Here is a 17,849-nt window from a genome sequence, read left to right as displayed (position 1 = left end):
GAAATGAGTAAAAGCGCAGTCATATCAGGAGCGAAATGGATGACAATTTCCACAATAGTATCTTCTATTGTGGGAATTTTGCGCCTATCAATCCTTGCACGCTTCTTAGACAAGTCCGATTTTGGTATAGTTGCAGTTTTAACCCTAATTCTGGGTCTTACTTCAATGTTTTCAGATATGGGTTTTGCAACTGTAATAATGCACAAGCAAAATTTAGATCGGCGTCAGTTTTCCAGTCTATTTTGGATTCAAATGGCCGTCTATTTTATTTTGTATATTATAATTATTTGCTTTACACACCCCATATCATTATTCTATAAAGAGCCTATTCTGCATTATTTAATTCCACTATCTTTGTTGGATTTGCTGTTCATAGGTATTGGGAAACTATATGAAACTGTACTACAAAAGAATTTTCAGTTCAAAATTTTGGCTATAAGAAATATCATTTCATGCATATTGTCATTAGTGTTAGCTGTGATAATGGCAATAATGGGGTGTGGTGTTTATACTTTGGTATTATCAACTTTATTTGCAACAGCCTTTTTGAGTGTGTGGAATTTTGTTTTGGGACAAAAGCATATCCGGCTTCAATTCTACTGTTCAGTAAAAGAAATTTTGCCATTGATAAAAATTGGATTGTATCAAACTGGCACACAGATTGTTGATTATTTATGTACAAAGCTAGATGTACTTATTATTGGAAAACTATTAGGAATGGAAGTCTTGGGCTTATATAATTTGTCCAAGGAATTCGTCTTTAGACTGATACAAATAATTAATACAATTGTAAATAGGGTGCTGACACCTGCATTTGCAAAAATCCAACATGAAAAAGCACGTATGAGTAAAACTTATTGCTATGTTTTGCAAAGCTTAACAAGTCTTACTTTCCCAATATTAACAATTATTTCCATATTAAGCGTTCAAATAATTGAGGTTCTTTATGGAAGTAACTATAAGGAAGCGGGGCTGCTAACTGCTGTTTTGTCTCTTGCTGCTGTTGGAACTGCTGTTGGTAATCCAGTGAGAAATATTATTGTTGCCACAGGAAGAACAGATTTGACTTTCAAATACGTTTGGGTTCGGTCGATATTTACCATACCTTGTGTATATGTTTGTTCTTTGTATTCTATTGAAATGGTAGCATGGGGACAGGTTTTGTTGTCAATAATTGATTATTATTTGCAGTGGAAAATGGAGATAAAGCCCTCAATAGGGTTATCATTTCTTGATCTTACAAAGTCCTTCTTAAAACAAGGGTGTATATCACTTTTGTTGGGATTTGTAGGTTTTATAATATTTTCGACAAACCCATTGTTGTTTGATACTGTAATTATTCAAGCTGTTGTCTACGGTGTAATAGCCTGTTTTGTTTATTTCGCATCCATATATATATTCATGAACAGTGAATTAATTAATTTCTTGGGATTAATAAAAAGAATTATACGTAATTGAAAACATATTATGAAGAGAATTTGGCTGAAGATATATTTATAGTATAGTGATAAAACTGCCTATAAATCATTCAAGATTAGGGAAATTAATCCATTCTCAATCCATTAGATATATTGTGTGTAGAAAGATTTTTAAATCAATTGGAAGGGGAGTTAATATAGAAAAAGGAGCAAGATTTGGAAATGGTTTTGATGTTGTGATTGGCGATAATAGCGGAATTGGAGTAGATTGTGTTGTTCCGCATAATATAATAATTGGTGAAAATGTAATGATGGGGCCAGGCTGTCATATTTTATTGCGTAATCATGACTTTTCAAGAACTGATATTCCTATGATTTCCCAAGGATATTCTGAACCAAAGCAAACAATAATTGAGGATGATGTATGGATTGGAAGAAATGTAACGTTTACACCTGGACGTCATGTTGCAAAAGGGAGTATAGTTGCAGCGTGTACCGTATTGTGCAAAGATTTTCCTGCGTATTCCATTATAGGTGGTAATCCATCAAAACTGATTAAAAACCGAAAGGATTAAAACATGTGGTACCAACTTCTTTTGTGCCTTTTCATCATTGGGATGTTGTGGTATGTTAAAGATGATGGCAAAAAAACAAAATTCGTGTTGCCATTCAGCTTCATACTTATAACTTTGTTTTTTGCATTAAGATATGAGTATGGTAATGATTATTGGCATTACTACCTTAGATGGGATTCTGGCCGCCTTGTAGAGGGTGATAATCGTGGTACTGGTGAAACTCTATTTTATGGTTTCATGCAGTTGTTCGATAAATACTATAAGTTTGTTATTGTACATACTTTGCTGTTTTGTTCCGTACTATATTATCTGGTCAAACGGCATGTTGCTCCACAATATTATGCGCTGTTCTTTTTTATGTTTATGTCAATGGCTACAATGTCATATAACATGATGTCGGCTATGCGAAGTACAATGGCAGCTTGCGTTTTATGGTTAAATATTGATCTGTTTTATATAAGAAAGAGGATGTGGCTTCCATATTCTTTATTGGTGATTATATCTGGATTTTTCCATACGTCTGCATTAGTGTTCATCATACTTCCTTTCGTTGATAGGGGACTTAGTATAATTAAGCCTAAACCCTTATTTGCATTACTTGTTATCGGAATGATCGTGAATGTTTTTTATGCTAGACAAGTATATGCTATTGTGCTGAATTTTTCTGATACAATGATGGAAACGTATGGTGGATATTTGGATATTGATAAAACTGGAGGCGCTACATTTTTCGGTATGTTGAATCGTTCTTTTATGCTTTTCCCTTACTATTATATATGTATGAATAAAGAAATATTTAAGCAAGAGAACAAAAAGAAATATGGATATTGGCTATGTTTATTATTACAATAATATGTTTTGGCCTTGATCTTGACGGACGATTCTCAATCGTTCTCTATTTATTTGTCATAATTGCTTTAGGTGACACAATTCCAACCCTTAATTCTAATCAGAAAATTTATTGTCTAGCACCTCTATTCGTTTATATTGTGTATAATCACATTTATCTATTCTATAAGATGCAATTACTCTACAATTATACTGATTTAAATAATTTTGATGGTTGTTTCTTGTTTTACAAGACTATTTTTGACGCTCAATATTTACCGTAACAAAAGTATACAATATGAAATTGATTTCAATCATTATCCCTACATATAATTGTGGAGAGTATCTTCCTGAGACTATAAAGAGTTTGCAAAAACAAACGTATGCAAACTGGGAAGCAATCTGTGTGGACGATGGTTCTACAGATAATACACTACAAGTTATAAAAAGTCTTCAATTAGAAGATTCTCGACTAAGTGTTTATACGCGTACTGTCTTGCCTAAAGGGGGGTCTCATTGTCGAAATATTGGTCTGCAACACGCAAAGGGAGATTATGTGATTTTCCTTGATGGCGATGATCTTCTTACTCCTACTTGCCTTGAAGAGCGTTTACAGAAAATCGATAATACAGGATTTGATTTTGCCGTATTCTCGATGGAAACCATTCGCAAAGGAGTAGTTGGGAAAGTGATAACAGATTCAAAAATCAAGGACCATTTGTCAGCTTTCGCAAGTAATCATGCAGTCTGGCAAGTTACTTCTCCTATTTATAAAAGATCATTTTTACAGGAAATAGGAGGGTTTGATATCAGTTTTCAAAGAATGCAGGATTTGGAGCTGGGAGTGCGTGCCATTGCCAAGTCTAACAATAATTACTTGTCTTGTATAGACGATACTCATCCGGACTGTTACTACCGATTAAGTGATAGTGTAGTTACGGCTAAGAAATATATTCTCGGTCTTCAGCAGTTTGATAAATTTATTTGCCTACTTCATAGATTAGAAGATGACGGTGTTTTTCCAGATAAGAAGAAATTGTCTCATATTTATTTATGTTTGTTGTTGAGTTCTTATATAGTTTACTTGCGCAAAGGTGTATATGAGAATATATCAATGAAGGAGGTGTATAAAACATACACAATAACTGAAAAAATGCAATTGTTGGACAGATGTCTTTATTATTCAATAAATCTTTTTTCTTTTTGCAAAAGCATCCAATTCAAATATGTCCGTGCTTTAAGAAGATTTCTGATGACAATATATTTTAATTAATTATGACTATTGCAATCCTATACATCTGTACAGGTTGTTACAATCAGTTCTTTAAGGGCTTTTACGAGTCTTGCGAGAAGAACTTCCTGATTCAAACAGATAAGACATATTTCGTATGGACTGATGATGACCATTTGGCTGATGGACGTTCAAATGTGAGAATCTATCATAAGGAATGTGCAGGATTTCCTGCTGATTCTCTATTTCGATTCGAGATGTTCTTACAGGCTGAGCAGGAGATAATGAAGTATGATTATGTTTACTTCTTTAATGCAAACGCAATGTGTATTGAGCCTATAGGAAACGAAATTCTTCCTGATGAATCGGGACTTTCCATGGGAATCTGGGGTGGAAAACGACTGCATCAACATCCAATGTTCTATCCATACGAACGCAATAGAAAGTCTTGGGCATATGTTGCTCCTTATGGCAAAGACTATACGTATTTTATGGGTGGACTTAATGGTGGTCGCCCTAAAGAATATCTTGAAATGGTACGTACGCTGAGTGTAAATATTCGTGATGATTACGATAGAGGTATCATTGCATTGGTTCATGATGAATCACATATAAACGCCTATATGAGGTCGCATCCTTGTAAGATACTCCCCGTAGAATTGAATCGTCCTGAAGAATGGGCTGATGAGCATACTAAGCTTATATTCCGAGAAAAAACACACATTGACCCGTATTTCAATAAAGGGCGAAAGACTTCTCTTTGTGCAAGATTTAAGAAAGGTACTACAATTCTTTTTAATGCAATCAGATGGTATGTTAAACTGTAAAAAATATTTAAGATGCAGTATCTCTATGACCTTTTCAAAATTCCGGATTGGCGATATTAGCCTCAAGCGTGTGCCTGGAGATGAAGTGAACGATAGGGTGAGAAAGGCTACAAATAGCGAGTATTCCCATGCTATACTGTATTGGGTGCTCATCATACACAGATGTCGGTAAGTGGGTTGGAGCTCGTAATATTGTGCGCTATATCTTTAATGAACCAAATGATATTTGTGTCCTAGGAGTGAAGCCGGAATACTTGATGCCTATTATCAATGATGGAAACTAATAACAAAGGAAATATTTCTATGAACAGGAATATAGCAATCTACTAGTCAAGGCTTTAATGCAGACAAAGACTTTCTATGGATTTGTTATCAGACTTGTATATGAGAATAATTGATCAGTATAAGAGGTGTATTTCTATACTTGACAAGTGCTAAGCTCCAACGGTCAGAGATGATGAATTTTCGATTTGAAACATCAAAAGTTGTGAATATATGGTAGCGATAATGCAGGTATCGTCAATATAGACGATGGCGTTGCCAACGCACAGAACTCAACTAATGTTGTAGATGGACGAAGTATCAGCAGATATCAAGAACGAGTTAGCGTAGACGGAACTTTCAAAGAACTATCTGAAAAGGTGTTTTCAATTGGTGTTAGGATTCTTGGTGAATTTAAGTACAGGCGTGCTTGCCAACGAAATAACTCCATTGGAAGAAGATGTATTAATTTTATTTAGTGTAGAAACTTATGTACAAAACGGTTTATAATTTAGCAGGAGGTTGTTTCTCTCCTACAGATATTGAGCAAATATTGGATTTTGCGATTAATTTTCAAAAGGGAGTTCCAAGCATTTCGGATATCAACCTTTACGTTCCAACACAAGGTTGTATTGGCAGCATACTGGCAGGTGTCAATTGTCTGAAATATGGTATCCATTCATTTTCATACAAAGGTGTTTCGGGTAACATTTATACTCCTCGATCCTACGAAAGCGGTGGTGTGAGTCAGTCTGAGATTCTGATAGCATTGTGTGTAGACAATAATATACTGAGAAAAGTGGAAAGTAGTCCCAGCATTGCTATAATGCTTGTTGTGCCGGAGATGATGAGTGCCTGTGAATATTGGCTGCAAGTGCATTCAGCTACCAACCTTGTCACTGGGAAGGAAATACCAAATAATCTGTCTGTTTCACCTTTAGCCAACAGAGTCATTGGATGGCTGAAAGACCAGAGCGTGATGGAGGCTCCACTTTCGCATATCACAATGAGACCGTATATCAAGGATGGATTTAATGTCTTGTATAAGAATGGTGTGAAGGTTTCTTACGACTCTATATTGAAGCAATGTCTTTTGAGAGGGCTGTCTCATAGCGACTCTGATGCTGTTGCTAAGTTTATGAACGCAACAGCACCATACAGGCCAGTGGGAAAGCCTGACTATGACTATATGCTGAAGTGGATTGACGATGCCAAATGGGATAGTAATTAAAATTATATAGACTGTGAAAATAGTAAATATATTAGGAGGTCTGGGCAACCAGATGTTTGTGTATGCTATGTACCTTGCTCTGAAGGAGGCACATCCTGAGGAGGAGATTCTTCTTTGTAGGAGGAGCTACAAAGGATACCCTCTTCACAACGGCTATGAGTTGGAGCGAATTTTTGGAGTAGAAGCCCCAGAAGCAGCCCTTTCTCAACTTGCCAGAGTTGCTTATCCTTTCTTTAACTACAAGAGCTGGCAGTTGATGCGTCACTTTCTTCCTTTGCGAAAGAGTATGGCCTCTGGCACAACACAGATACCTTTTGACTATAGTGAGGTGACCCGAAATGACAATGTCTATTATGATGGGTATTGGCAGAATGAAAAGAACTTTCTGTCAATTCGAGACAAGGTTATAAAAGCATTTACTTTCCCTGAGTTTCGTGATGAGAAAAACAAAGCATTGTCAGATAAACTAAAATCTGTCAAGACTGCATCATGCCATATAAGAAGAGGTGACTATCTGAAAGATCCTATTTATGGAGTATGTAATAGCGATTACTACACAAGAGCCATTACAGAATTGAATCAATCTGTCAATCCTGATATGTATTGCATATTCAGTGATGATATTGGATGGTGTAAGGAAAACTTTAAATTTTTGATTGGAGACAAAGAAGTTGTCTTTGTAGATTGGAACAAGGGGCAAGAAAGCTTTCACGATATGCAATTAATGTCTCTTTGCCATTACAATATTATAGCCAATAGTAGCTTCTCATGGTGGGGGGCGTGGCTTAACAACAATGACGATAAGGTTGTGGTTGCCCCTGAAAGATGGATGAACAAGACACTGGAGAACGACCCAATCTGTGACAATTGGAAACGAATAAAAGTAGAATAAATGAAATACGGAATAATCACACACTATGATGTGCACAATCATGGAGCTTTGCTTCAGTTGAATGGTTTGAAACAGGTGCTGAAATCGCTTGGAATTGAGGCAAGCGCACTCCAGTTCGACAAAAACTATGATTTCATGGGTAGAGCCATGAAGGCAAAGTACGAAATCTCGTTCAAATCAGTTGGGATTTACATGAAGTTCATTGCTGAGAGAGGTCTCAAAAGCACATTCTTCAACTACAAGAAGAGTAAGTTGCTTAATGGCTTCCGCAAGGAAATGCAGCTCGTTGGGCATTATTATACAGAGTGTGGTGAACTGAATGGTGTGGTGGTAGGTAGCGATGAGGTATTTGCTCTCCATACCGGTCCTACTCCAGCTTTTTTGGACACGCTTTGCCTTCCAAGAAAGTCTTTGCATACGGTGGCTGTTTTGGTCCTACTACTATTGAGGAAGTCGACAAATGGCATTGCAGAGCCTTTGTTGCAAGCGGTCTTGGTAGTATGTGCGGTCTTGGTATGCGCGACCAGAACTCTATCTGTATTGCCAACGAACTGACTGGTAAACAGGCTGAATTGGTTTGTGATCCTGTTATCCTCTATGGTTACAAGAAAGAAGAGAGGGTAAAAAGAGGCCTATGCGAGAGCCTTATTTGGTAGTTTATGCCTATGATAATAAGTTTGACGATCAATCAGAGGTCATCAAGGACTATGCTCACAGAAACGGACTTAAGATAGTTTCTCCAGGATTTATCCAAAAATGGGTTGATGTGAACGCCAATGTAGATCCTGTTGATTTGCTAAACTGGTTTCAGCACGCAGAGTGTGTAGTTACTAACACCTTCCATGGTTGTGTGATGAGTATCATTACAGGCAGGGAGATGGCTGTAAAGATGAGAGGTAATGCTAACAAACTTTTCAACCTGATGCGGGAGTATAAGATAGAAGAAAGAGTTTTTGGAGAAGAGAAGAGCCTTGATGATGTATTTGCTCAGAAGGTAGATTGGAGTGTTGTGGATGAGCAGATAAAGGAGAGACGGGCTGCATCTATGGATTACTTGAAACGGATGATTGAAAAATGAATATAACTGACGTATCAGCAAAAAGGAATTGCACTAGTTGCCAAATGTGTGCTGCAATCTGCCCAAAGAATGCAATCAGTATAGCTTTGGATCTAAATGGTTTTTACCGCCCTCGTGTAGATGATAGTCTATGTGTAGATTGTGGTATCTGCATGAAAGTATGCTATAGGTTTGAACAGCAAATAGAACAATTTGGTAAAGATAGACTTTCGAACACTATTCTCTATGGTGCATCTGCTAAAGATGCTGATGTGGTAAAGAACACTACATCTGGCGGAATTGCAGATCTGTTGGCTCACCAGCTTATACAAGAGGGGTACAAGTGTGTGGGTGTCGTGTATGACCCAGAGCGAGATGCTGCAGTAGATAGAGTTGCTACTACAGAAGACGAACTTGTAGGATTCAGAGGTTCAAAGTACATTCAGTCTTACGCGTTAGATGCCTTTAAAGAAGTGGTTGAAAACTGCAGGACAGAAAAATATGCAGTCTTTGGCACCCCTTGTCATATTTATGCTCTTGACAAGTATTTTCGCCAGCGTAAGGTGAGAGATCAACACATGCTGATAGACCTCTATTGTCATGGCTGTCCTTCGATGAATATTTGGAAGAAATATGTTAAGGACGTTAAAGTAAAGATCTCACAGGAGAAGATTGATAACGCAAACTTCAGAAGTAAGGTTAAGGGTTGGGGAAACTTCTATATAGTAGTAGATGGAAAAACTATCTATTACAGCAACAATCGACATAATGAATTCTTCGATTTGTTTTTCTCTGATCAGGTGTTGAATGAAGCTTGCAACGATTGTGCACTCAGAGGTACTCTGGCTTATACCGACATCCGATTGGGGGATTTTTGGGGTAAGCAATATGTGATGAATAACAAAGGTGTATCTGCGGTAAGCCTTGTGACAAATAATGCAAAAACCTTGTTCGGAAGGATTGCGGACAAGGTGAACTATAAGGAAGAACGATATGAGGACTTCTTACCATGGCAGAGTTGGGGTAAGGCTCATCATCCAAAATCAGAACTCAGAGAAAAACTGCTTATGCAATTGCGGGATGAGAATGTGACACTCAGGGAGAGCATTGACGCAATACATCACCAACAAAGCCTGAAACGTAAGTTGTCGCGTTACGGTAAGAATTTTGTTCATGCTTTACCGATACAAGTAGAGAAGTGTATTCGATGGCTATTTTATAAACTATAAGGGAGGATAGACTTTTGAAAAATCTATTTTCGTTAGTTCGTTTTGTTCTGAGGGATTAAGACCATATTGAAGGCAAAGTTGTTTCTAATGTTTGGAATCTAGTGAGACTTCAATCAGAAAACTATTCTATTTCTGGCATTATCTTCTCTGCCATCGAGCGAATGCCGAAAGAACAAGCTTCAGCACTAGCTCTGTTTTTTGATTGGTATGGTCAGACGGAATGTATCAAGGTCTGCAATAGTGAGGTAAACAATCAATGGTTGAACTTCAGAAACGATGGGCGAAGGCGGGGGATTCCTACATTCTGAAAGGATAGGAAGTTCGCTCTCTATAACCTTGTCGTTATTCAGGAAGAAGTGCAGAACTGCAAGGATTTCAGTTTGTAATGTTCCTCTCGCTCTGTGATGTGGGTATTGCAGGAGGTGTTCGGATTGGATGATAGGAGGGCTGACGGAATTTGACGAGAAGGGCGGACGTGAGCTGTTCGCGGAAATCATGGAGGGTGTCAACTTCGGCCATGCTTCGGCAGAAAACTCTGTCAGGGGGAGAATCGGCTTTACATCATTGGCTTCGTCTGGAAAGAGGGAGTAGCGACTGGTGAAATACAACCTCATAAGGGCGTTGTGCAATCCTATCTACAAGGAGTGTATGCTATTATGGAAACGTAAAGTTTTCAAAATGTATAATCTGTAAAAACAAGAGATACTATGGAGAAATTCTCGGTATTGATGTCGGTTTACTGCAAAGAGAAACCGGAATACTTTGATCTTTCGCTGGGGAGTAATTTGATAAAACAGACATTGCGGCCAAACGAGTTTGTGCTGGTGTGCGATGGCGAGCTGACTCCAGAATTGGAGGCAGTAATTGATAAATATCAGAAGCTATGCTTGGATGTGCTGAAGGTATATCGCAAAGAGAATGGCGGTTTGGGTAGGGCGTTGAACTTTGGTCTGCCTAAGTGTAGTTATTCGCTTGTGGCCCGTGCTGATAGCGATGACATCTGTGCCCCCGACCGTTTTGAAAAGCAGGTGCGTTACTTTGAGGAGCATCCTGAAGTGGGTATCATCAGCTCATATATTGATGAGTTCAATGAGGATTGGAAAAAGCCTACGCATTTGAAGACTTTGCCATTGACCCACGATGAACTCTATGAGATGGCTAAGTTCCGCAATCCGCTCAATCACATGTCGATCATGATGCGCAAGGATGACGTGTTGCGTATCGGTTCGTACCGTCATATCCCTTATATAGAAGATTATGAACTTTGGGTACGTGCTATGATCAATGGTATCAGGATTGGTAATATCGGTGAGGTGCTTGTTCATGCACGCATCGGTAATGGTATGGTACAGAGACGAGGTACGAAGAAGTACATTAAGAGTTGGCATTTGATGAACAAGGATATGATCAAGGCTGGTATGATTGGATATGCTACCTACGCGCGCAACATGATTTCCATTATTGCTTTCGTCTTCATGCCTGTAAGATTGAAGGGGTTCTTGTATAAGAAAGTGCTGAGGAAGGGGTGATGACAATGAAAAAGAAACGTATTGTTTGGGCAGACTCATTGAAGGGCTTACTGATGGTGTTGGTAATACTCGGACATGCCATTCAGACGGTACTGGCTGAGGGGTGTTTTAACGACCATGTGTTTAACCTGATTTATTCTTTCCACATGCCTGCCTTTATGGCTGTAAGCGGATATTTTGCTTACAAGGCAAATAATTTTTTGGGGAATGCTTGTAAAAGAAGAAGCAAGCAGTTATTAACTTACTATGGTCGCTTATTTCCTGTTTGATAGGTTGGAATCTCTCATGGGATAAGATTGCAAATTTGCTTCTCTACCCTGACCGTTCATTCTGGTTTCTATGGATATTGTTCTTGATTTCTGTTATCTTTGTGGGATGCCAGTGGGTAGCTGATAAGTTGAAGATAGACGAACTGTTGTCAATTGGATTGTCTGCCATTGCCCTCTTTGGATTGATGGTGGTGTTTGAGATCCGTCTGTTTGGATTTCAATTCCTTTCATACTACTTTCTGTTCTATACCTTAGGGTACTGCATTCATCGTTTCTCTTGGTTGCAGATTAAGAACAACGTGTTGGTACTTGGTCTTTTCATCCTTTGGTCTTTCATGGCTTGGTTTTGGAATATGCACGAGTTGCCATTGTGGATGCCAGCAATTCCGTACGTGCCAACCTCGTTACTACAGTATGCTTACAGAGGTTTGACTGCTGTGGTGGCGCTATTGGTTATCTTCGGAGTTTCTCCTAAGTGGTTGAATGGTGAGAGTAATGTGAATGGGTGTTTCAAAGAGTTAGGATCGATATCTTTGGGCTTGTATGTGGTGCATTTGCTGCTGTTAGGCTATGTTAGAGAAACTGTTGTGTCAGTCATGCCAAATAACCCTATATGGTTGCAGATGGGCACAATCTTCATCATTCTCCTTGTGCTGTCGGTAGGGATTGTGGAGATGCTAAAACGGAACAAGTGGACAGCAAAGCTGCTACTAGGGAAGGTATAGGGTTAATGCAAGATACTTTATCCTTTTGCCATTAGCCTTTAGAGTTAAAATTATACTATAAATATGAATACGTACTTAATCTACGGAATCATTTTTGTGATTCTATTGACTTTGGAGTGGGCTTACTTCAAGGTTGCTGACAGATTTAATATCATTGACAAGCCGAATGAGAGGTCATCGCATAGCACGATTGTGCTCCGTGGTGGTGGCGTGATATTTGCACTTTCGGTGCTGCTGTGGACAGGCGCGCAAATGGTTGAGGGTTTAGGGTTGAGAGTTGAAGGACAGAAGGTCGCTCAGTATCTGCCTTTCATAATTGGTCTGCTGTTAGTGGCGGGCGTTAGTTTTGTGGATGACATCCACTCGTTGCCGGACTCGGTGCGACTAGTGGCGCAGTTTGCATCGTATGGTTTGATGTTCTGGAGTCTGGGTGTGTTCGGTCTCTTTGGAGAATACGGCTGGCTCGTTGGTCTTAGTGTGATGCTAATTGCTCTTATTGTGGTGGTTGGCGCGACAAACGTGATTAACTTTATGGATGGTGTGAACGGCATCACGGGGGCGTATGCGATGGCGGTGTTCGTGCCACTAGCGCTGATTAATGGAGGGTTCCCTTCGACAGACTCAGGGCAGGCATTGGTTTCAGAAGGTTCCATAGCTTCAGGTGGCTTTGTGGATCAGAGCTTGATTTATGTAGTGATGCTGGCCGATGTGGTGTTCTGCCTGTTCAATTTCTGTCCGAAGGGTAAGGCGAAGTGCTTTGCGGGTGATGTGGGCTCGATCGGGGTGGCGTACATTTTGTTGTTTATGATCGGCTCGTTGGTACTGGCTACTCAGGATGTGACATGGCTCATCCTCCTGCTCGTCTATGGCGTGGACGGTGTGATGACTATCTGCCACCGCATCCTGCTTCACGAAAATTTGGGTAAGGCACATCGCAAGCACGTATACCAGCTGATGGCGAACGAGCTCAAGATAGGTCACGTTAAGGTGGCATCGTTCTACGCCCTTTTACAGCTGGCGATCTCTCTTGGCTTTATCTCCCTCTGCCCGAGCACTGTGGTGGCCCACTGGATTTACCTCGTGTGCTCCATTGTGGTGCTCGCCGTGGCGTATGTGCTCTTTAAGAGAAAGTATTATCATTTACATGAAGAATATCTTGCTTCATTAGCGAAATAGCATTATGATTGAAATTAACAAGAAATTAATATCAGAACTCTTTGATAAGGCTTTGACAAATCCTCGACTTCGTCAGAATTACGACCTAAGAACTAGTCCTGACGATGGCGGTCAGCGTATGCTGAATGCTCTTATGCCAGGAACGCAGGTTCCTATCCATCGTCACCCAAACAGCAATGAAAATGTTCTGCTTATTTGTGGAAAGCTCATTGAGATTGTCTATGACAACGATAGCAACGAGGTGGAGCGTATTCACCTCGATCCATCTGTTGGCAATTTCGGATGTGTTGTACCAGCTGGTGCTTGGCACATTGTAGAGGTCTTGGAACCGTCTATCATTTATGAAGTAAAGGATGGTAAGTATGGCGAGGATGGTACTGAAACATTTGACGAGTACAGAGCAAAGAGGGATTCTGTCTCAACCGAAGAATCTTTCACCAACTCCCTCGGTGACCTGAAGAAGAACATTGAGTATATCATTGGAATGGAACGCCAGTCAGGTTCTATGGATGTAATCTCTCCTTTATACGTCTCTCGAATGCTAAATATTCCTTTGGAAGATGTCGAGAAGGCAATGAAGGAACTGTAAGAAACTAACAATCGAATTTATAATCCTTTATCAAATATTAATTATGATCACAGAAGAATTGAAAAAGCGTGTAGCTGATTTCATGGAAAAGGAGCAGCGTTCAGGATCAATGTAGCTTATGACAGCTGAGTACGTCGCTCGTTGCATACAGATTGCAAAGGTAGATTGAGCAATCGGTAAACTCCGTTTTTTTACTCCATACCAACAGTCTATATTTGCATACAAAAAAACACATTATGGTATATTAAACAATTGAATATTTTAAAGTGCTATATAAGCAATTTCAGGTTTCGGGCCAAATAGTCCGTGACTTCTGCAAGGAACAAGGAATCCGCGAGGCTCGCTTTTACTTTTGGGTCAGAAAGTTTAAAGAAAGCGTTGTCTCGACATTGGAACAGTCCGACAACTTCATTCTTATAAGTCAATCCACTGTGGATTTTCACGTTATGTTAAAATTGAACATTTACAATAAGATGGAAAAAATGTAGGGATTCATGTGACAAACATGAATCCCTACATTTAGTAGATTAGGAGCAATATAGTGATATTGTCCTAATCTCGCTCTTCATATTAGTGTTAGCACTAATATGATTTCCAAAAATACCAACTGTCTGTGAAGATCGTTGATATTTTTATACAATAAGCTAGTGGTGGAAACCTAAAAGGATGTTATTTCTGCATACTCTTTCACCGCATCAAAACACGGACATCCTTTCATCGGATTTAAGTCCCGGTGTCCCACGACCAGTGCTTTCGGAAACTGCCTTTTCAACTCCCTCAACAAAGCAAGCAAAGCTCCTTTTTGTTCCAGTGTACGCGTATCTTTCGGTTTTCCGTTCGCATCCAGTCCTCCCTCATAACAAACACCAACCGAATGGGCATTATGATTACGGCAGTGTGCCCCGATCTTTTCTAACGCACGTCCCCGGTGAATCTCCCCATCACGAGTGATGTAAAAATGATAGCCAATATCACGGAAACCACGGTGCAAGATATGATCCTGTCGGCAAGCCTCCGCCGAAAGGGACTTTCCTTCCGGCGTGGCACTGCAATGAATGATAATTAATGTAATAGTCCGCATGGGGTTACATGCAACTTTGTATTCCGAACACACCTCCGATGGCGGTGGCTACAGTGATAACGATTTTGAGGACTAAGCTCCATACAGAGCGGGAAGATGATGATTTACTCATACAATAACAGGTTTTAAATAAATGTAAGCATCCGATAAAGTACACTATAAAAAATGGCTGTATCTCCTTTCCTGGTAAGCAGCCATCTATCGTTGTATCTCCATCATTCTTTATTCTTTTCCTTCCATTTGTGTGGCGTAAGCATCGTAAGCATCCGATAAAGTGTAAGCATCCGATAAAGTACACTATAAAAAATGGCTGTATCTCCTTTCCTGGTAAGCAGCCATCTATCGTTGTATCTCCATCATTCTTTATTCTTTTCCTTCCATTTGTGTGGCGTAAGCATCCGATAAAGTACACTATAAAAAATGGCTGTATCTCCTTTCCTGGTAAGCAGCCATCTATCGTTGTATCTCCATCATTCTTTATTCTTTTCCTTCCATTTGTGTGGCAACATTTGTAGCAGTTCCTCATAATTTGCCTTCTGCATATATGGCATTCTTGCTATAACGTCATTCAGATAAGTGCGCGGATTTACTTTATGCGCTTTGCACGTAGCCAGTAACGAACAGACGACACTCATGCTGACGGCCGCCTGATGGTCTCCACAGAACAAGTAGTTCTTTCTACCCAATGTGATTGGTCGGATGGCATTTTCCGCCAGATTGTTATCAATATGGATACGTCCATCCTGCAGATACCTCATCATATTCTCCCAGCGGGTATAGGCATAGGTTATCGCCTTTCCGGTCAGGCTGTTTGGGCTGTATTTTATCCCTTCTGTTTCCATCCATAGCTTCAAGGCATCCATAATAGGTCCGGCAAGTTCCTGACGTTTTCCCATTCGTTCATTTTCTGTAAGCTGCTTCTGGTCACAGTCATGTTCTATGCGATATAGAAGCTGTATTTCTTTTAAGGCATGTTCCGCCATCTGCCTGTTTTCAGCAAGTGCCTGCTCAAAATACCTGCGTATATGAGCCATGCAGTTAACAAGGCGCACATTCGGGTTGACCTTGAAAGCCGATTCGTAACCCTCAAAGCCGTCACATTGGAAATAACCCTTGAAGTCTTTAGCCAGTTGCCCTATCACCGTACCTGACCGTGATCCTTTGTCATAATGGAAAAGCACCAGTCGTTCGACTACCGCCCTGACCATCCACAAGTATTCCTTGTTGGTCTGATGTCCTGCCTTGTCCAGTACAGGTACGGTCGTTTCATCCCCCTGTATGTAGTCGGATTTCATGATTTCCTGCCTGAGTACCTCGTAAAGTGGCTTGAGAAGTTCAACCGCAGGCTTGAACCATCCGTCTATGGTACTTTCACTAGCTTTGAAGCCCAGGTGATGCAACTGTTTCACCTGGCGGTAGAAGGGAAGATGATACTCATATTTCTGCAGGAGTATCTCCGCCAAAAGTGTAGGTCCCGCTATTCCTTTGTATATAGGCAACAGCGGCATGGCGGCTATCTCCACTCCTTTTCTGCCGACCGGTGGAAGTGAAGTGTTGTCTTTAAGGGCATATTTGGGCCGTACAATCTCCTTTATATAAAGTTGTCCGGGCTTATGTTCCACCACACGGGTCACTTCCTCACCAATCTTCCTGTACAGTTCCAGGTCAATGTCTTCCGGCTCGATGATTACCCTTTCAAGTACGGGAAGACCTTCCATTATCCTGCGGTTATTCCGTTCCCGTTTCTTGCTCTCCACCGTTTCTTTTGTGATTGTCTGCACCGCTACTTCACGCGCTTTTTCCAGTTCAGCCGCGTTATCAGGAAGAAAGTCACCGAACAGGTCAGGCTGGTTGGAATCAAGAGACGGGAGTTTCTCTGACTTGTGACCGAAAAGCTGGCGGTTCAGCCATGCGACTTGAGCCGTCAGCTCATTGAGACGGTTCTGTAAGGATTCATTCTGCCGGGTAAGCCTGATAATGGTCTCAGCCTGGGATGCGTTCACCTGCTGCAGGGACTGCAGCATTGAGTTCATCTGTGAAAGCATCTCTTCCTGAGTCATAATCCGTTTCTTTTAATTACACTATAAATGTACAAAATATATCCCGGACAGACAAGGAATACGACATCTATTTTTATACAGTATATACATTTCGTTCCGCCCTCAGACGTCTCAAACGCTGCCCGGGAGATTCACGGATTCCTTCCACCATAATGACAAGATCGCGCCATTCCATCGGATAGCTGCGCGATTTCTCGTCATATTCGGGAATCTTGAAATGACCGGCTTCAAGGCGCTTGACATACATCACCAGACCGCCATCCTCGGCATGGAGAAGCTTCATCAATTTACGGCTGCTGCCAATGAAGATGAATACATCACCGTTCCTGACACTGCAGCCCATACGCTCGTGTACCACACCGCAGAGAGAACTGATACCCTTGCGCATATCAGTCCTGCCGGGGCAGAGAAAATACCGCATCGTATCATTCAGGCAGAACATGGCAACAGGCGTATTGGTTAATCAAACGGGAAGCGGCCTCTTCCATACCGGCACCCAAATGGGCACGGACGCCATTAGGAAACAACAGGGTCATTCCGGAAACAGAAGAGGAGGAAGCAATACAGGGGGACGTCAGGCTGATGGGGGCTAAGACTGATTGGGGAGCAGATGTCTCGTGATCGGGAACACTGGAAGATTTACGTTTCCAATAATTGTACGTGGAGTAACTGACATGTTCACGTTGCAGAAATTTCAGAAGACTCAGACCGCTTAAACGATGCAGTTCCTGTAAAGAGGTAAATTGTTCTTTTGTCATAATGAAAATATGTTAGAAGTTCATGCAATATTGCACAGGCAAAGGTGCTATGAAAATATGACAGAGAAAACGGGTACTTTATCGGATGCTTACAAATAAATTAATAATAGTTT

The 17,849-nt window shown here is 40.5% G+C and carries 20 protein-coding genes and 2 pseudogenes; 17 read left to right on the top strand and 5 right to left on the bottom strand.

The window, feature by feature from the left end:
• Positions 1-3 precede the first annotated feature (3 nt).
• The 17 genes and pseudogenes from NXX38_RS20700 (at position 4) to tnpA (NXX38_RS27000) (ending at position 14,325) form a co-directional block, all read left to right on the top strand.
• Positions 4-1,458: an MOP flippase family protein gene (locus tag NXX38_RS20700; RefSeq protein WP_258980933.1), complete on the top strand. Its 1,455-nt coding sequence runs from the start codon at positions 4-6 to the stop codon at positions 1,456-1,458.
• Positions 1,459-1,504: 46 nt separating this feature from the next.
• Positions 1,505-1,993, top strand: coding sequence for an acyltransferase (locus NXX38_RS20695; RefSeq protein WP_258980931.1), 489 nt, complete (start codon positions 1,505-1,507; stop codon positions 1,991-1,993).
• Between the two features lie 3 nt (positions 1,994-1,996).
• Positions 1,997-2,845, top strand: coding sequence for an EpsG family protein (locus NXX38_RS20690; protein WP_258980929.1), 849 nt, complete (start codon positions 1,997-1,999; stop codon positions 2,843-2,845).
• Positions 2,846-3,119: 274 nt separating this feature from the next.
• Positions 3,120-4,094, top strand: coding sequence for a glycosyltransferase family 2 protein (locus tag NXX38_RS20685; RefSeq protein WP_004299956.1), 975 nt, complete (start codon positions 3,120-3,122; stop codon positions 4,092-4,094).
• 2 nt (positions 4,095-4,096) lie between these two features.
• The gene (locus tag NXX38_RS20680) at positions 4,097-4,879 is read left to right on the top strand and encodes a family 6 glucosyltransferase (RefSeq protein ID WP_004299955.1); all 783 of its coding nucleotides are present in this window, start codon (positions 4,097-4,099) and stop codon (positions 4,877-4,879) included.
• Positions 4,880-5,630: 751 nt separating this feature from the next.
• On the top strand, positions 5,631-6,371 hold the full coding sequence (locus tag NXX38_RS20675; RefSeq protein ID WP_117610608.1) for a hypothetical protein: 741 nt from the start codon (positions 5,631-5,633) through the stop codon (positions 6,369-6,371).
• A 13-nt stretch (positions 6,372-6,384) separates the two neighbouring features.
• Positions 6,385-7,263: an alpha-1,2-fucosyltransferase gene (locus NXX38_RS20670; protein ID WP_258980927.1), complete on the top strand. Its 879-nt coding sequence runs from the start codon at positions 6,385-6,387 to the stop codon at positions 7,261-7,263.
• A gap of 392 nt (positions 7,264-7,655) precedes the next feature.
• Positions 7,656-7,919 carry a polysaccharide pyruvyl transferase family protein gene (locus NXX38_RS27005; protein ID WP_409013811.1) on the top strand — a complete coding sequence of 88 codons (264 nt, stop codon included), beginning with the start codon at positions 7,656-7,658 and terminating at the stop codon, positions 7,917-7,919.
• A pseudogene (locus NXX38_RS20660) lies at positions 7,895-8,341 on the top strand (polysaccharide pyruvyl transferase family protein); the annotation flags it as partial. The gene NXX38_RS27005 and the pseudogene NXX38_RS20660, both read left to right, overlap by 25 nt.
• The gene (locus NXX38_RS20655; RefSeq protein ID WP_004295549.1) at positions 8,338-9,549 is read left to right on the top strand and encodes a Coenzyme F420 hydrogenase/dehydrogenase, beta subunit C-terminal domain; all 1,212 of its coding nucleotides are present in this window, start codon (positions 8,338-8,340) and stop codon (positions 9,547-9,549) included. The pseudogene NXX38_RS20660 and the gene NXX38_RS20655, both read left to right, overlap by 4 nt.
• A gap of 101 nt (positions 9,550-9,650) precedes the next feature.
• Positions 9,651-9,857, top strand: a complete 207-nt coding sequence (locus tag NXX38_RS20650; protein ID WP_258980924.1) for a hypothetical protein — start codon at positions 9,651-9,653, stop codon at positions 9,855-9,857.
• Between the two features lie 127 nt (positions 9,858-9,984).
• Positions 9,985-10,140, top strand: a complete 156-nt coding sequence (locus NXX38_RS20645) for a hypothetical protein (protein ID WP_004295551.1) — start codon at positions 9,985-9,987, stop codon at positions 10,138-10,140.
• A gap of 116 nt (positions 10,141-10,256) precedes the next feature.
• Positions 10,257-11,078, top strand: coding sequence for a glycosyltransferase (locus NXX38_RS20640; protein WP_004295552.1), 822 nt, complete (start codon positions 10,257-10,259; stop codon positions 11,076-11,078).
• Positions 11,078-12,072, top strand: a pseudogene (locus NXX38_RS20630) (acyltransferase family protein). The gene NXX38_RS20640 and the pseudogene NXX38_RS20630 overlap by 1 nt, the downstream one beginning before the upstream one ends.
• 63 nt (positions 12,073-12,135) lie before the next feature.
• Positions 12,136-13,248 carry a glycosyltransferase family 4 protein gene (locus NXX38_RS20625; RefSeq protein WP_258980921.1) on the top strand — a complete coding sequence of 371 codons (1,113 nt, stop codon included), beginning with the start codon at positions 12,136-12,138 and terminating at the stop codon, positions 13,246-13,248.
• Between the two features lie 4 nt (positions 13,249-13,252).
• Positions 13,253-13,837, top strand: a complete 585-nt coding sequence (locus tag NXX38_RS20620; RefSeq protein WP_258980920.1) for a WbuC family cupin fold metalloprotein — start codon at positions 13,253-13,255, stop codon at positions 13,835-13,837.
• A 266-nt stretch (positions 13,838-14,103) separates the two neighbouring features.
• Positions 14,104-14,325 (top strand): IS66 family insertion sequence element accessory protein TnpA, encoded by a 222-nt coding sequence (gene tnpA / locus NXX38_RS27000; RefSeq protein WP_409012874.1) that lies wholly within the window; start codon positions 14,104-14,106, stop codon positions 14,323-14,325.
• Positions 14,326-14,495: 170 nt separating this feature from the next.
• Here the strand turns inward: tnpA (NXX38_RS27000) and NXX38_RS20615 are convergent, their stop codons facing one another.
• The 5 genes from NXX38_RS20615 to tnpA (NXX38_RS20595) form a co-directional block, all read right to left on the bottom strand.
• Entirely contained in the window at positions 14,496-14,918 is a 423-nt protein-coding gene (locus NXX38_RS20615) for an N-acetylmuramoyl-L-alanine amidase (protein WP_004295564.1), read from the bottom strand.
• Between the two features lie 4 nt (positions 14,919-14,922).
• Entirely contained in the window at positions 14,923-15,030 is a 108-nt protein-coding gene (locus NXX38_RS20610; protein WP_004295566.1) for a smalltalk protein, read from the bottom strand.
• 358 nt (positions 15,031-15,388) lie between these two features.
• Positions 15,389-16,978 carry an IS66 family transposase gene (gene tnpC, locus NXX38_RS20605; protein ID WP_195650751.1) on the bottom strand — a complete coding sequence of 530 codons (1,590 nt, stop codon included), beginning with the start codon at positions 16,976-16,978 and terminating at the stop codon, positions 15,389-15,391.
• A gap of 73 nt (positions 16,979-17,051) precedes the next feature.
• The gene (gene tnpB / locus NXX38_RS20600) at positions 17,052-17,420 is read right to left on the bottom strand and encodes an IS66 family insertion sequence element accessory protein TnpB (RefSeq protein WP_167511782.1); all 369 of its coding nucleotides are present in this window, start codon (positions 17,418-17,420) and stop codon (positions 17,052-17,054) included.
• On the bottom strand, positions 17,404-17,736 hold the full coding sequence (gene tnpA / locus NXX38_RS20595) for an IS66 family insertion sequence element accessory protein TnpA (protein ID WP_217723764.1): 333 nt from the start codon (positions 17,734-17,736) through the stop codon (positions 17,404-17,406). The genes tnpB and tnpA (NXX38_RS20595) overlap by 17 nt, the downstream gene beginning before the upstream one ends.
• Positions 17,737-17,849 lie beyond the last annotated feature (113 nt).

Source organism: Bacteroides sp. BFG-637, from assembly GCF_024793605.1.
GTDB classification, from domain to species: domain Bacteria; phylum Bacteroidota; class Bacteroidia; order Bacteroidales; family Bacteroidaceae; genus Bacteroides; species Bacteroides vicugnae.
This window is presented reverse-complemented; position numbering and strand designations above follow the sequence as displayed.